We start from the raw sequence: 14,503 nt of genomic DNA, 5'->3' as shown, positions 1-14,503 counted from the left end.
GCGAGATCAGCGCGGCGTCGGCCGAACAGAGTTCGGGCATCGAGCAGGTGAACCAGGCCGTGGCGCAGATGGACGAGGTGACGCAGCAGAACGCGGCATTGGTGGAACAGGCCGCCGCCGCGGCAGGCTCGCTCCAGGACCAGGCGGGGCGCCTGCAGACGGCGGTTGGCACATTCCGCCTGGGAGCGGACGGCACGCCTGCGCCGGCCCGCTTCGAGCCGGCCGCTTCGGTCCGGACCGCCGTGCGGCCGTCCGGCAAGGCCAGGCCGCAAGCCGCGCGCAAGACCGCGCGGGCCGGCAAGCCGGCGCAGGACGTTGCTCCGGCGGTATCCGCGGCAGCCGATGCCGCCAATGAACCGGTGACCCAGCCGGCCACGACCGTCCGCGCGGCCCCGCGGGCGGCCGTGCCCGCCACTGCGGACAACGGGGACTGGAGCGCGTTCTGAGCCCCGGCGGCCGGCAACCGTTGCAACGGGTTGCCGGCCGCCTTTGCCTTCGATGCCATGAATACCAACATCACCCTGGCCTTGTCGCCAGATGACGTGGCCAGGCTGCGCCGCGAGTTCGTTGATTTCGTCGCCCTGTCGACGAACTTCGACAAGGACTTCCTGCCGCCTGAGTTCAATGACTTCCTGCGCGCCCGGCTGCTCCAGCAAGACGGTCCGCTGACGGAACGGGCGGTCATGCGACTGCTGGCCAGCGGCGAATATGGCTGGGCGCGCAAGGTGTTCGACAAGCAGCTGCCCAATGCCCTCTCGTCGCTGATGCGCGATGCGCGGCGATTCGGCTTCGGCCTGGCCGTGCAGTCGGACTGGACGCCGCAACAGCGCTTCGAGCATGCGCGCGAATGGGCGGCCCAGGTGCTGGCCGAGTGCGGCGCCGATGCCGCGTTCACCGAAGCGCTTGCCTCACAGGTTGCTGCTTCGGCAGAGGATGTCCGGGTGCTGGAGGAGCGCATGCGCACGCCGGCATGGGTGCTGGCGGAAAGCCTGCGGCAGCGCGCCTATGACCTGATGTATGCGCTGCAGACCGAGGAAAACGAGACCCTGGGGCGTTCGCGAGTCGGAGAGTTGCGGGCCACGCTGACGCTGGCGCTGCAGTACGGATCGGTCCAGGTCGAAGAAGCCAACCGCGTACTCGAACAGGCCGCGCGGGCACGCCCTCACCTGTTCCAGGAAGCGCCCGACGACGTGTTCGCCCGGCTGGCCGCATGGTTGCGGCGACTGTTCAGTTCGTCACATTCGAGTTCGTCAATAGTGGAATCCCGGTAAACGCCGCCAAATCGGCAGATGCAATGACTTAGACGTCGCAGTATTGCGTTACATCAAATGTTGCAGGCCGCTTTTGTTACAAAATTCGGTCAGCCATGTATCTTTCGTACGACATTACGGTTCCCCCCGCGTAAGTAGGGATTGGCATAGCGGGCAGAATGCCGATATAAACGTAAAAGTTTCACTTACACTCTGTAACACTTGTAACGATTTGGTGCGGAGCGAATAAGGGAAGCCGGGCTGAAGTTCCTATTGTCGTACGTAGTACCCGTCTGATACGCATGTAAACGATCTGGTCGCCGACAGCCCTCTACTGGGCCGCCGGTAAGCGCCGGACAAGCGCAAGGCGGGTTTTTGGTAGCGGGGAAAAATTGGAAAGCAGTGAAGTTCTCCAGGAGATCAGGGAGGTTAACCTCGCCTATCTGCTGCTCGCACAACGCTTGGTGCGAGAAAACCAGGTAGAAGCCATGTTCAGGCTTGGTGTCAGCAAGGAAATTGCGGACATCCTTGCCAAGCTGACGTCGGCGCAACTCGTGAAGCTCGCGGCATCGAACATGGTGCTGTGCAGGTTCCGCTTTGACGACCACGCGCTTCTGTCCACCCTCACCCATACGGCCAAGAGCCACGATATGCAGCAGATGCACGCTGCGATCCTTCTTGCCCGCCAGCCTGTGGAGTCGCTCAATTGACCGCGCTCCTGCAGGCGCCTTCCGCGCGCAGCATTGCCTCTGCGTCGGTTCCCAGCCGCAAGAGCGTACTCCAGGATGCCAACCAGACGCAGCTCGCCATCGAGCTGATCGGCCTGGGTGCGCGCCTGCAGGTGCTCGAGGCCGAGACCACGCTCTCGCGCGACCGGCTGATCCGCCTCTACAAGGAGCTGCGGGGCGTTTCACCGCCCAAGGGCATGCTCCCGTTCTCGACAGACTGGTTCACCACCTGGCTGCCAAATATCCACTCGTCGGTGTTCTTCTCCGCGTACCAGTTCATGGTGCAGGAAGGCGAGACCGTGGGTATTCGTGCGGTGGTGGCTGCATACCGTCTGTATCTCGAGCATGTTTCGCTGCTCGGCGGCGAAATTGTCTTAAGTTTCACTCGTGCCTGGACGTTAGTACGGTTCTTCGAGAGCAATATGCTGCAGCTTTCCGGTTGCACGTGTTGCGGCGGAAAGTTCGTCACGCACGCCTATGAGCCGCACGCGAACTTCGTGTGCAGCCTGTGCCGTCCGCCATCGCGTGCCGGGAAGGTGAAGAAGCAGCCCTCGAAGAACGCCGCCGCCTTGCAGACCGAAGCCTGATCCTGGTTGAGGTCCGCCAGGCTGGCAAGCTACGCAGCACTGGCGGACCGGATGTCCCAGTCCGCCCTGTGCAACGGGCAATCGTGCGTGATAGACGCGCTTTTTTGACGGGGATCCGATCGTGCTAGTAGTTCTTGGCTATATCGTCGTGGTAGCGGCGGTGCTTGGCGGTTATGCCATGACCGGCGGCCACATGGGCGCGCTATATCAACCGGCGGAGCTTGTGATCATCGGTGGCGCTGCCGCCGGTGCCTTCATCGCCACCAATACCACCAAGGCCCTCAAGGCGACCCTCAAGGCGCTGCCGGGCCTGTTCAAGAGCTCCAAGTACAAGAAGGAACTGTACCTGGACGTCATGTCGCTGCTGTACGTGCTGCTGTCCAAGGCACGCCGCGAAGGCATCCTGTTCCTCGAGAAGGAAATTGCCGACCCGGCTGCGAGCAGCGTGTTCAGCCAGTATCCGCGCATCCTGTCCGACCCCGTCGTGATGGAGTTCCTGACGGACTACCTGCGCATGATGGTCAACGGCAACATGAATGCGTTCGAGATCGAGGCCCTGATGGACCACGAGATCGAAACCTTCCGCCACGAGGCCGAGATTCCCGCGCATGCGCTGTCGCGCGTCGGCGATGCATTGCCAGCCTTCGGCATCGTGGCCGCGGTGATGGGCGTGGTGCACGCGCTGGCTTCGGCCGACCTGCCGCCGGCCGAGCTCGGCGCGCTGATCGCCCACGCCATGGTCGGTACGTTCCTCGGCATCCTGCTGGCCTACGGCTTTGTTTCGCCGCTGGCGTCGCGCATCGAGTTGCAGGTGTCGGAGAACGTCAAGGTCTACGAGTGCATCAAAGTCGTCCTGCTGGCTTCGCTCAATGGCTACGCACCGCTGGTAGCCGTGGAATTTGGCCGCAAGGTGCTGTACTCCACGGTGCGGCCGTCGTTCCTCGAGCTGGACGACCACGTCCGCGAAGTCAAGAGCCTGAGCTGATCCTGCCGAGGCACCGTCATGAGCAGCGCAAACGATATGCGTCCGATCATCGTCCGCAGGGCGAAGTCGCACGCCAAGCCACATGGCAACCACAGCTGGAAAATTGCCTACGCCGACTTCATGACGGCGATGATGGCGCTCTTCCTGGTGCTGTGGCTGCTGTCCAGCGCCAACAAGAAAACCCTCGAAGGCGTTGCCGAGTATTTCCGCATGCCGCTGAAAGTTGCCATTGTCGGCGGCGAAAAAAGCAGCCAGTCGCCCAGCGTGATTCCCGGTGGCGGCCTGGACGTGATGCGCAAGGACGGCGAAGTCGCGCGTGCGCATGACAATGACCCGTCCGCGGAACAGCGCCGCAACGAGTACCAGGAAGCGCAGCGCCTGCGAGCGCTCAAGAGCCGGCTCGAAGAGATCATCGAAAACAATCCGATGCTCAGGCAATTCCGCCCGCAGCTGCTGCTCGACATCACCAGTGAAGGGCTGCGCATCCAGATCCTCGATACGCAGAACCGCCCGATGTTCCGGACCGGCCGCGCGGAGGTGGAGCCGTATATGCGCGCGATCCTGCGCGAGATCGGCCCGGTCCTCAACGAGCTGCCCAACAAGGTCAGCCTGTCCGGCCACACGGACGCCGCCAATTATTCCAACGGCGAGCGCACGTACAGCAACTGGGAACTGTCCAGCGACCGCGCCAATGCCTCGCGGCGCGAGCTGATCGCCGGTGGCATGCAGGAAGGCAAGGTGCTGCGCGTGCTGGGGCTGGCGGCCACCATGCCGCTGGACAAGGGCGACCTGCTCGCCCCGGTGAACCGGCGCATCAGCATCGTGGTGCTGAACCACAAGGCTCAGGCCAGGTTCGAGGCGGAGAACGCCAGCGCGGCGGAGGTCACGGTGCAGGCCCAGGCCGGCAAGGCGGCCGGCGCGATGCAGGAAGGGCTGGCCGCGTCCACCCCGGCGGCGCCCAGGGCAAAGACGGAATGATGCGTTGCCGCCGTGCATGGCGGCAGCGCTTAGCGCAGTAACTTAGTGAGTCAGGACGCCAATGTCTGTCGATATCGATATCACACAGTTTTACCAGACCTTCTTTGAAGAAGCGGAAGAGCTGCTCGTTGAAATGGAGCAGCTGCTGCTTGGCCTGGACATCGAGTCGCCCGACCCGGAAGACCTCAACGCGATCTTCCGTGCCGCGCACTCCATCAAGGGCGGCGCGGCGACCTTCGGGTTCGCGGCACTGACCGAAACCACGCATATCTTCGAGAACCTGCTGGACCGTACGCGCCGCCAGGAACTGGCGTTGTCCAGGACCATCATCGATACCTTTCTGGAAACCAAGGACGTGTTGCAAGATCAGCTCAACGCCTACCGAAACGGCACCGAACCCGATCCGCAAACGCTGGCGCGCATTTGCGCCGTGCTGCAGCAGCTGGCCCAGGAGGCGAGCGGGGCGGCCGCACCTGCGCCGGCAGCCGCGCCGGCGCCCGCTGCAGCCCCCGCTGCTACCGCGGCAGCGGCTGGTGGCCTGAAGGTCCGGCTGATCAAGCTGTCGGCCTCCGACCAGGCGCTGCTGCGTGAAGAGCTTGCCAACCTTGGCGAGATCACCGGCCAGCAGGAAGAAAACGGCGAACTGGTGATCTGGCTGAACAGCCAGTGCGACGCCGGCGACATCATCGCGGTCTGTTGCTTCGTGATCGATGCCGATCAGATCGTGGTCGAGGCAGCCGGCGCGTCAGCCCCGGCCGCGGAGTCCGTCGCAGCGCCTGCCGCCGCACCGGCACCCGCACCCACACCCGTTTCGGCACCGGCGCCGGCAGCCGCTGCACCGGCCGCGCCGGCTGCACCGGCGGCCAAGGAAAAGGCCAGGCCGGCGGCAGCTGCCGCGCACAGCCAGGAATCCGGTTCGATCCGCGTGCCGACCGAAAAGGTCGACCAGATCATCAACCTGGTGGGCGAACTGGTCATTACCCAATCGATGCTGGCGCAGACGGCGTCCTCGCTCGACCCGGTGCTGTTCGACCGCCTGTTCTCCGGCATGGGCCAGCTCGAGCGCAATGCGCGCGACCTGCAGGAGTCCGTGATGTCCATCCGCATGATGCCGATGGACTATGTGTTCTCGCGTTTCCCGCGCCTGGTGCGCGACCTGGCTGGCAAGCTCGGCAAGCAGATCGACCTGGTGACGTTCGGCAAGGCCACCGAGCTGGACAAAAGCCTGATCGAACGCATCATCGACCCGCTGACCCACCTGGTGCGCAACAGCCTGGACCATGGCATCGAGACGCCCGACAAGCGCGTGGCCGCGGGCAAGGACCCCACCGGGCAACTGATCCTGTCCGCGCAGCATCATGGCGGCAACATCGTGATCGAGGTCAGCGACGACGGCGGTGGCCTGAACCGCGAACGCATCCTGGCCAAGGCGATCCAGAACGGCCTGCCCGTGTCCGAGAACATCAGCGACGAGGAAGTCTGGCAACTGATCTTCGCGCCGGGATTCTCGACGGCCGAAGTGGTGACCGACGTATCGGGCCGCGGCGTGGGCATGGATGTGGTCAAGCGCAACATCCAGGAGATGGGCGGCCACGTGGAAATCAGCTGCCGTCCGGGCCTGGGTACCACCATCCGCATCGTGCTGCCGCTGACGCTCGCGATCCTTGACGGCATGTCGGTCAGGGTCGGCGAGGAGACCTTCATCCTGCCGCTGAATTGCGTGATGGAATCGCTGCAGCCGAAGTCCGAGGACATCCATACCGCGGCCAATTCGGACCGCGTCATGCATGTGCGTGGCGAGTACCTGCCGCTGTTGGAGATGCACCGCGTCTTCAACGTGGCCGACGCGCTGCAAGAGCCGACGCAGGGGATCGCCGTGATCCTGCAGGCCGAAGGCAAGCGCTTCGCCTTGCTCGTGGACCAGCTCATCGGCCAGCACCAGGTCGTGCTGAAAAACCTGGAAACGAACTACCGCAAGGTGCCGTGCATTTCCGCCGCCACCATCCTTGGCGACGGCAGCGTGGCGCTGATCGTCGATGTCGGTGCGCTGCAGCGCACCGGCGTGCGCCGGCAGGAACCCGCGCTGGCGCAGTAATCGTCCAATCTAAGGAGAACTAGACATCATGGCCGGCATCGGACAGATCGATACCCCCGGAAGCGAGGCTTCGGGCCAGGAGTTCCTGGTGTTCACGCTGGGGACGGAAGAGTACGGCATCGACATCCTCAAGGTGCAGGAGATCCGCAGCTATGAAACCGTGACGCGCATTTCGAGCGCGCCGGACTTCATGAAGGGCGTGACCAACCTGCGCGGCGTGATCGTGCCCATCGTCGACCTGCGGATGAAGTTCCGCCTGGGCAACGTGCGCTATGACCACCAGACCGTGGTGATCATCCTGAACGTGGCGGGCCGCGTGGTGGGCATCGTGGTGGACGGCGTGTCCGACGTGCTGACGCTGACCGGCGACGCCATCAAGCCGGCGCCGGAGTTCGGCGTGTCGGTGTCCACAGAGCACCTGACGGGCCTGGCCACGGTGGAGGGCCGCATGCTGGTGCTGATCGACATCGAGCGCCTGATCACCAGCCCGGATATGGAACTGATCGAAGCCGAGGCTGCGTAAGCGGCGCCTTTGGCGCAACAATCCGCAGCCCCCAGCGTTACCAAGCATTGCCACGCGAACCCATGATGCCCAACCGTACCGCCGCCAGCCTTGCCCCGGGCGCGATCGCCGCCAACGCGGCGGCAGCCGCCCCGCGGCGCGACGAGTCGCGCGATTTCCTGCTGACAGAGCGCGACTTCGAGAAGATCCGCGCACTGATTCATCGGCGCGCGGGCATTTCGCTGGGCAGCCACAAGCGCGAAATGGTGTACTCGCGCCTCGCGCGGCGCCTGCGGGCGCTGCAGCTCGCAGACTTCGCCAGCTACCTGGCCATCCTGGATGCCGACGACGCATCGCCGGAGTGGGAGTACTTCACCAACTCGCTCACCACCAACCTGACATCGTTCTTCCGCGAGGCGCATCACTTCCCCTTGCTGGCCGAGCATGCCAAGAAGACCGGCAGGCCGTACAGCGTCTGGTGCTGCGCGGCGTCGACGGGCGAAGAGCCGTACTCGATCGCCATGACGCTGGCCGAGGCGCTCGGCGATCGCGCGGCGACGGTGCTGGCCACCGATATCGACACGCAGGTACTGGCCAAGGCGCGCGCCGGCGTGTATTCGGAAGAGCAGGTCGCGCGCCTCTCGCCAGAGCGGCTCAAGCGCTTCTTCCTGAAAGGCACCGGCCAGCGCGCGGGCTCGGTCAAGGTCAAGCCGGACGTGGCATCCGCCATCACGTTCGACCCGCTCAACCTGCTTGCGCCCGACTGGGGCATCCGCGAACGCTTCGATGTGATCTTCTGCCGCAACGTGATGATCTACTTCGACAAGCCGACGCAGGGCCGCATCCTGGAGCGCTTCGCGCCGTTGCTCAAGCCGGGCGGCCTGCTGTTCGCCGGCCATTCGGAGAACTTCTCCTACGTCACGCGCGCGTTCCAGCTGCGCGGCCAGACCGTGTACGAACTGGCGACGGACGCCGCCCGCGCAGGAAGGCCCTGATGCGTACGCCCCACCTTCCCGAAGCCATTGCCACGCGCAAGTACTTCGACCGCGAGTTCGATCGCCAGGCGATCAAGCTGCTGCCGAACGAGTACTACGTGACCGGCGAGGATGTGGTGCTGACGACCGTGCTCGGCTCCTGCGTCGCCGCGTGCATTCGCGACGAAAAGGCCGGCGTGGGCGGCATGAACCATTTCATGCTGCCCGATGACGAAGGCGGTACCGCGGACCGCATGCTGTCCGCGTCGATGCGCTATGGCTGCTACGCGCTGGAAGTGCTGATCAACGAGCTGCTCAAGATGGGTGCGCGGCGCGAGCGCCTGGAGGCCAAGGTCTTCGGCGGCGGCGCGGTGCTTGCCAACATGACCACGCTGAACATTGGCGACCGCAACGCGGATTTCGTGTTGCGCTACCTGAAGACCGAAGAAATTCGCGTGGCCGCGCAGGACCTGCGCGGCCCGCATGCAAGGCGCGTGAGCTATTTCCCGGTCACCGGCCTGGCACTGGTGCGCCGCCTGACGCGCCAGGACGACCAGGTCTCGGTCGAACGCGACGAGCGCGCGCTGGCGCGCGCCATCGCCACGTCCGGCACGGCGCCGGCGCGCGGCGGAGAGCTCTTTGGGCGCGCGCCGGCGACGCGCGTGCCCTCCTGAACGAACAAACGCAGAACGACTATGACTGCTGCCAAGATCAAGGTGCTGTGCGTGGATGACTCCGCGCTGATCCGCAGCCTGATGACGGAAATCATCAACAGCCAGCCCGACATGGAAGTGGTCGGGACTGCGCCGGACCCGCTCGTGGCGCGTGACATGATCAAGCGCCTGAACCCCGACGTGCTCACGCTCGACGTCGAAATGCCGCGCATGGACGGCCTGGATTTCCTGGAGCGGCTGATGCGGCTGCGCCCGATGCCGGTGCTGATGGTGTCGTCCCTGACCGAGCGCGGTTCCGAGATCACCATGCGCGCGCTGGAGCTGGGCGCGGTGGACTTCGTCACCAAGCCGAAGCTGGGCATCCGCGACGGCCTGATGGATTACACCGACACCATCGCGGACAAGATCCGCGCCGCGTCGCGCGCACGCGTGCGCCAGGCCCATGTGCCGGAGACCGGCACGGCCGCCGCCGCGCCAATCCTGCGCAGCCCGCTGCTGTCGACCGAGAAGCTGATCATCCTGGGTGCGTCGACCGGCGGCACGGAGGCGATCAAGGACTTCCTGATGCCGTTGCCCCCGGACAGCCCTGCCGTGCTGATCGTGCAGCATATGCCGGCCGGCTTTACGCGTTCGTTCGCGCAGCGCCTGGACGGCCTGTGCCGCATCACGGTCAAGGAAGCCGTGCACGGCGAACGCGTGCTGCCCGGCTACGCCTACATCGCGCCCGGCGATTCGCACCTGCGCCTGGCACGCAGCGGGGCCAACTACGTGGCCCACCTGTCGCAGGAAGCGCCGGTCAACCGCCATCGCCCGTCCGTCGATGTGCTGTTCGACTCGGCCGCCGAACACGGCGGCAAGAACGTGATCGGGGTGATCCTGACCGGCATGGGCAAGGATGGCGCCAAGGGCATGCTGCGGATGCGCGAAGCGGGTGCCTACAACCTGTCGCAGGACGAAAGCACCTGCATCGTGTTTGGCATGCCGAAGGAGGCGATCGCCGCCGGCGGCGTGCATGAAGTCGTGCCTTTGCACGCGATGACCCAGCGCGTGATGGCGCGGCTGGCCACTTACGGGACCCGTGCGCAACGGGTCTGAGATAACGGAGCCGGACTGTTTCCGACTGGTCCGGACCCGACAAGCGAACGACATTCCACAACTGCATCTACCGGAGCCTTAAAAGTGGACAAGAGCATCAGGATCCTCGTGGTCGACGACTTCCCGACCATGCGTCGGATCATTCGCAACCTGCTCAAGGAGCTGGGCTTCAATAACGTCGAGGAAGCCGAAGACGGCGCCGCCGGGCTGGAGAAGGCCAGGGACGGCAGCTTCCAGTTCGTGATCTCGGACTGGAACATGCCCAACATGGACGGCCTGAGCATGCTGCAGGCGATCCGCGCCGACGCCGCCATCGGCAAGACGCCGGTGCTGATGGTGACGGCCGAAGCCAAGAAGGAGAACATCATTGCCGCGGCCCAGGCCGGCGCCAACGGCTACGTGGTCAAGCCGTTCACCGCCGCGACGCTGGACGAGAAGATCACCAAGATCTTCGAGAAGCTGGGCGGCTGAAGCCGACGGAGCGTCCCATGACCCCGACTATTCCGAACGATTCCGCCGAACAACTGATCGTGCGCATCGGCAACCTGACGCGGATGCTGCGCGACAACATGCGCGAGCTCGGCCTTGACAAGGAAATCGAGCGCGCCGCACAGGCCATTCCCGATGCACGCGACCGCCTGAACTACATTGCGGTCATGACCGAGCAGGCGGCCGAGCGCACGCTCAATGCCGTGGAGCTGGCCCAGCCGATCCAGTCCGCCATCGAGCAGCAGGCCGAAGGCCTGGACAAGCGCTGGAACGCCTGGTTCGAAACGCCGGTCGAGCTGGGCGATGCCCGCACGCTGGTGCTTGACACGCGCGCCTTCCTGACCGAGGTGCCGAAGCAGGCCCGTGCCACCGGCAGCCATCTGCTGGACATCATGATGGCGCAGGACTTCCAGGACCTGACCGGCCAGGTCATCAAGAAGATGATGGACATGATCCGCACGCTCGAGCACGAGTTGCTCCAGGTGCTGATCGAGAACGTGCCGACGGAGCGCCGCACGGAGGTCCAGGCCGCCACGCTGCTCAACGGTCCGCAAGTCAATCCCGAGGGCAAGGCGGATGTGGTGTCCGACCAGTCCCAGGTGGACGACCTGCTGGCCAGCCTGGGGTTCTGAGGCGTGCGCGGTTGCTCCCCTCTCCCCAAGCGGGAGAGGGAGCACCCAACTGGTCGGGCAAGGTCCGTCGTGACCTGACGTTTTTCCCCGCAGCGCCACCGCCGCGGCCTTCTTCCCGGCTAAAGTCGACCTGCCCGGCTGCCGTTAACTTCCCGCCGGTGCTCATTTCCTAAACAGCACCGAAATCTCCCGCCTTTTCCTCTGAATGCCCGCTCGGGCACGCTTCGATAATCCTCGCTGACCCATGGCGGCTATTGCGTGCCGCCCTGACCGTCCTGTCACGGAGCGTGGATGTCCGAAGAAAGCGATCTCGAGAAGACCGAACCCGCCTCACCGCGGCGCCTGGAAAAGGCGCGCGAGGAGGGGCAGGTCGTTCGCTCGCGCGAGCTCGCCACGTTGATCATGCTGACCACCGGCGTGGCCGGCCTGTGGACGTTCGGTGGCGTGCTGGGCCGCGCGCTGGATACCGTCATGCGGCAGTCGCTGCGTTTCGAGCCCGCCACGGCGTTCGATCCCTCGCGCATGCTGACGGCCTTCGCCAGCGTGGTCTGGGAAAGCCTGCTTGCCTTCCTGCCGTTGCTGCTGCTGTTCGGCGTGGCGGCCCTGGCCGCGCCGTTGCTGACCGGAGGCTGGACCTTCTCCACCAAGGTCCTGGCGCCGAACTTCGGCCGCATGTCGCCGCTCTCGGGACTGGGCCGGATGTTCTCCGCGCATTCGCTGGCGGAACTGTTCAAGGCCATCGCGAAGTCCTTGCTGGTGGGCAGTGTCGGCGCCTGGGTCGTCTGGCACCGTCTGCCCGACGCCATCGCGCTGATGAACGCGCCGGTCCAGGAGGCCTTGCTGCACATGCTGGACATGGTCCTGCACTGCTGCCTGGCGGTGGTGTTGTCGCTGCTGGTCGTGGCGGCCATCGACGTACCCTGGCAGTTCTACGAGCACTTCAAGAAGCTGCGCATGACCAAGGAAGAGGTCAAGCAGGAATTCAAGGAAAGCGAAGGCGACCCGCATATCAAGGGCCGCATCCGCCAGCAGCAGCGTGCCATGGCACGGCGCCGGATGATGGCGGAAGTGCCCAAGGCCGACGTGGTGGTGACCAACCCCACGCACTTTGCCGTGGCGCTGCGCTACGAGGAAGGCCGCATGGGCGCGCCGCGCGTGGTGGCCAAGGGTACCGACGAGGTCGCCGCGCGCATCCGCGCCCTGGCGGCCGAGCACCGTATTCCGCTGATGTCCGCGCCGCCGCTGGCGCGCGCGCTGCACCGCCACGTGGAACTGAACCGGGAAATCCCGGCCGGCCTCTATGCCGCCGTCGCCGAAGTCCTGGCCTGGGTCTATCAACTGAAACACTGGCACTACTCGCAGGGTCCGCAGCCGTCCGCGCCTGTCGACCTGAGGGTGCCGGATGAACTTGCCGTTCCGGAAAGCCGCGCATGAACGCTTTGAACTCCCTGCTGAACCTGCCTGGCCTGCGCAATGCCGGCCAGCTGAAGGCGATGACCGGGCCGCTGCTGATCGTCATGATCCTCGGGATGATGATCCTGCCGTTGCCGGCGTTCGTGCTGGACCTGTTGTTCACGTTCAATATCGCGCTGGCGATCATGGTGCTGATGGTCAGCATGTACACGCAGAAGCCGCTCGATTTCGCGGCGTTTCCGGCGGTGCTGCTGTTCACGACGCTGCTGCGCCTGTCGCTCAACGTGGCGTCGACGCGCGTCGTGCTGCTGGAGGGCCATACCGGCCCGGACGCCGCCGGCAAGGTCATCGAGGCGTTCGGCCACTTCCTGGTCGGTGGCAACTTCGCGGTCGGCATCGTGGTGTTCGCGATCCTGGTGGTGATCAACTTCATGGTCATCACCAAGGGCGCGGGGCGGATTGCCGAGGTGGGCGCGCGCTTCATGCTGGATTCCATGCCCGGCAAGCAGATGTCGATCGACGCCGACCTGAATGCCGGCCTGATCAACGAAGAGCAGGCCAAGAAGCGCCGCGCCGAAGTCGCGCAGGAGTCGGACTTCTACGGCGCCATGGACGGTGCCAGCAAGTTCGTGCGCGGCGATGCCGTGGCCGGCCTGCTGATCATGTTCATCAACGTCGCCGCCGGCATGGTGGTGGGCATGGTCCAGCATGACCTGGACTTCGGCACCGCCGTGCACAACTACACGCTGCTGACCATTGGCGACGGCCTGGTCGCGCAGATCCCGGCATTGGTGATCTCGACGGCCGCCGGCGTGATCGTGTCGCGCGTGTCGAACGAGCAGGACGTGGGCGAGCAGCTCACCGGCCAGCTCTTTACGAACCCGCGCGTGCTATACCTGACGGCCGGCATCATCGGCATGATGGGCATCATCCCGGGCATGCCGCATATCGCCTTCCTGCTGCTGGCCGGCGGCATGGCCTGGCTGGGACGCCACCTGGCGCGCCGGGCGGTCACCACGGAACAGGCCAGGCAGCACGAAGCGCGCGCGCCCGCCGCGGCACAGGAATCGACCGAAGCGAGCTGGGACGACGTCACGCTGGTCGACCCGCTTGGCATGGAAGTCGGCTATCGCCTGATCACGCTGGTGGACCGCGCACAGGATGGCGAACTGCTCGGCCGCATCAAGAGCATCCGCAAGAAGGTGGCGCAGGAGATCGGTTTCCTGGTGCCGGTCGTGCATATCCGGGACAACCTGGAACTGAAGCCCAACGCCTACCGCATTACGCTCAAGGGCGTCGAGATCGGACGTGGCGAAGCCATGCCGGGGCAGTGGATGGCGATCAACCCGGGGCAGGTCAGCGGCGTGCTGCCAGGCGCGGCGACGAAAGATCCTGCCTTTGGCCTGCCCTCTGTCTGGATCGACGCCGGCATGAAGGAGCAGGCGCAGGCCTACGGCTACACCGTGGTGGACGCCAGCACCGTGGTTGCCACGCACCTGAACCACCTGATCCACATGCATGCCGCCGAGCTGCTGGGCCGCCAGGAAGTGCAGTTGCTGCTCGATCGCATCGCCAAGGAAGCGCCGAAGCTCACCGAGGACCTGGTGCCCAAGGCGATCTCGCTCACGGCGCTGCAGAAGATCCTGCAGAACCTGCTCGACGAAGGCGTTCCCATCCGCGACATGCGGACCATTCTCGACGTGATCGCCGAGCACGCCCCGAAGATCAGCGACCCGAACGAACTCACTTCGCTGGTGCGCCAGTCGCTGGGCCGGGCCATCACGCAGCAGCTGTTCCCCAATGGCGCGGACCTGCAGGTGATCGGCCTCGATGCCGGCCTGGAACGCGTGCTGTCGCAGGCGCTCACCAATGGCGGCGGCATCGAGCCGGGACTCGCCGATGCGCTGCTGCAGCAGACCCAGGGTGCCGTCGTCCGGCAAGAGCAGATGGGCCTGGACCCGGTGCTGCTGGTGCCGTCGCAGTTGCGCCCGCTGATGGCGCGCTTCCTGCGGCGCACCATGCCGCAGCTGAGGGTGTTGTCCCATGCCGAAGTGCCGGACAACCGCAATATCCGTATTACCGCAATGATCGGTGCGTGAGG

The 14,503-nt window shown here is 65.2% G+C and carries 14 protein-coding genes and 1 pseudogene; all 15 read left to right on the top strand.

What is annotated here, in order from left to right:
- Positions 1-446 (top strand): annotated as a pseudogene (locus tag AC3FKH_RS33475) (methyl-accepting chemotaxis protein); the annotation flags it as partial.
- A gap of 57 nt (positions 447-503) precedes the next feature.
- A complete protein-coding gene (locus AC3FKH_RS33470; RefSeq protein ID WP_488679915.1) occupies positions 504-1,271 on the top strand; it encodes a DUF4088 family protein in 768 nt (255 codons plus the stop codon).
- Positions 1,272-1,642: 371 nt separating this feature from the next.
- A complete protein-coding gene (flhD, locus tag AC3FKH_RS33465; protein ID WP_211950543.1) occupies positions 1,643-1,960 on the top strand; it encodes a flagellar transcriptional regulator FlhD in 318 nt (105 codons plus the stop codon).
- On the top strand, positions 1,957-2,565 hold the full coding sequence (gene flhC, locus AC3FKH_RS33460) for a flagellar transcriptional regulator FlhC (protein WP_483712546.1): 609 nt from the start codon (positions 1,957-1,959) through the stop codon (positions 2,563-2,565). Before flhD ends, flhC begins: the two co-directional genes overlap by 4 nt.
- Before the next feature lie 121 nt (positions 2,566-2,686).
- Positions 2,687-3,550: a flagellar motor stator protein MotA gene (gene motA / locus AC3FKH_RS33455; protein WP_488679913.1), complete on the top strand. Its 864-nt coding sequence runs from the start codon at positions 2,687-2,689 to the stop codon at positions 3,548-3,550.
- 18 nt (positions 3,551-3,568) lie between these two features.
- Entirely contained in the window at positions 3,569-4,528 is a 960-nt protein-coding gene (gene motB / locus AC3FKH_RS33450) for a flagellar motor protein MotB (protein WP_488679911.1), read from the top strand.
- A 61-nt stretch (positions 4,529-4,589) separates the two neighbouring features.
- Positions 4,590-6,623: a chemotaxis protein CheA gene (cheA, locus tag AC3FKH_RS33445; protein WP_488679910.1), complete on the top strand. Its 2,034-nt coding sequence runs from the start codon at positions 4,590-4,592 to the stop codon at positions 6,621-6,623.
- A gap of 28 nt (positions 6,624-6,651) precedes the next feature.
- Positions 6,652-7,146: a chemotaxis protein CheW gene (locus AC3FKH_RS33440; RefSeq protein WP_488679909.1), complete on the top strand. Its 495-nt coding sequence runs from the start codon at positions 6,652-6,654 to the stop codon at positions 7,144-7,146.
- A 62-nt stretch (positions 7,147-7,208) separates the two neighbouring features.
- The gene (locus tag AC3FKH_RS33435) at positions 7,209-8,120 is read left to right on the top strand and encodes a CheR family methyltransferase (RefSeq protein ID WP_488679907.1); all 912 of its coding nucleotides are present in this window, start codon (positions 7,209-7,211) and stop codon (positions 8,118-8,120) included.
- Positions 8,120-8,773 (top strand): chemoreceptor glutamine deamidase CheD, encoded by a 654-nt coding sequence (gene cheD, locus AC3FKH_RS33430; protein ID WP_483712535.1) that lies wholly within the window; start codon positions 8,120-8,122, stop codon positions 8,771-8,773. Before AC3FKH_RS33435 ends, cheD begins: the two co-directional genes overlap by 1 nt.
- 21 nt (positions 8,774-8,794) lie before the next feature.
- Complete coding sequence (locus tag AC3FKH_RS33425) at positions 8,795-9,868, top strand: protein-glutamate methylesterase/protein-glutamine glutaminase (protein WP_488679906.1); 1,074 nt, start codon at positions 8,795-8,797, stop codon at positions 9,866-9,868.
- Positions 9,869-9,952: 84 nt separating this feature from the next.
- On the top strand, positions 9,953-10,339 hold the full coding sequence (cheY, locus tag AC3FKH_RS33420) for a chemotaxis response regulator CheY (RefSeq protein ID WP_483733167.1): 387 nt from the start codon (positions 9,953-9,955) through the stop codon (positions 10,337-10,339).
- 17 nt (positions 10,340-10,356) lie between these two features.
- Positions 10,357-10,989: a protein phosphatase CheZ gene (gene cheZ, locus AC3FKH_RS33415; protein WP_488679905.1), complete on the top strand. Its 633-nt coding sequence runs from the start codon at positions 10,357-10,359 to the stop codon at positions 10,987-10,989.
- A gap of 291 nt (positions 10,990-11,280) precedes the next feature.
- The gene (gene flhB / locus AC3FKH_RS33410) at positions 11,281-12,423 is read left to right on the top strand and encodes a flagellar biosynthesis protein FlhB (RefSeq protein WP_488679904.1); all 1,143 of its coding nucleotides are present in this window, start codon (positions 11,281-11,283) and stop codon (positions 12,421-12,423) included.
- Positions 12,420-14,501: a flagellar biosynthesis protein FlhA gene (gene flhA / locus AC3FKH_RS33405; protein WP_488679903.1), complete on the top strand. Its 2,082-nt coding sequence runs from the start codon at positions 12,420-12,422 to the stop codon at positions 14,499-14,501. The genes flhB and flhA overlap by 4 nt, the downstream gene beginning before the upstream one ends.
- Positions 14,502-14,503: the final 2 nt, after the last annotated feature.

The sequence above is a fragment of the Cupriavidus sp. 21MJTG02-4 genome, assembly GCF_057798975.1.
The sequence above is the reverse complement of the archived record's forward strand: the minus strand, read 5'-3'. Positions and strand labels throughout refer to the sequence as shown.